The 801-nt window shown below is 65.3% G+C and carries 1 protein-coding gene; it reads right to left on the reverse strand.

The window, feature by feature from the left end; genetic code table 11:
* A partial coding sequence (locus tag ACFPZ3_RS70235; protein WP_379525385.1) for an IS630 family transposase occupies positions 1–801 on the reverse strand: 801 nt, incomplete at both ends.

The raw sequence follows: 801 nt of genomic DNA on the forward strand, positions 1-801 counted from the left end.
CTGGTGGGCGTAGCCGGTGGGCTGCTGGGAGTGCTCTTTCTGTTCGTGTCGCTCGATCCGGGCCAGCAGGTCCTCGAGGTCGGCCGGGGTGAACTCCCATGTGAAGGGCCGGGCGGTCTCGTTGTAACGACGCTCGAAGGCGATAAGCCGGTCTTCGACCTGGTCAAGGCTGGTGAAGTCGTTGGGTGAGCAGACCTTGCGCTGCACGATGGAAAAGAAGATCTCCACCTGGTTCAACCACGAGGCGTGCACGGGGGTGTGCACCATCACTGCGTTGGGAAACCGTGCGGCCAGCCGGTCGCAGGCGGCCTTGCCGCGGTGGCTGGAGCCGTTATCGACCACCCAGAACACACGTTTCGCCGAGGTGTAGGGCTCGGTGGTCATGACCTGCTCGACGAGGGTCATGAACGGGACGATCCCGATCTTGGCCGCGCACTGCCCGAATACACGTGCGCGGTGGACGTCGTAGGCGGCCAGGTAGGCCAACGATCCACCACGGTCGTACTCGTGGTTGACCCGCATCATGCGGGCTCTTCCCGGTGGCAGGGTCGGGTGGCAGCGGCAGCGGGCCTGGATCGAGGTCTTCTCGTCGGAGGAGATCACGTACTCGTCGTCTCCCAGCAACTGGCCGTCCCAGACCCGTTGGTAGAGGTCCAGCACCCGGGCGGCCTTGATCGCGAAATCCGGGTCGCGGATGAACACCCACGACTGGTGCTGCCAGGGCTTGAGCACGGCAGCGGCCAGGATCCGGCGAACGGTCGATGCCGAGATCGCCGTGATGATGCCCCGGCCGGTCACCTC

The sequence above is a fragment of the Nonomuraea insulae genome, from assembly GCF_042656245.1.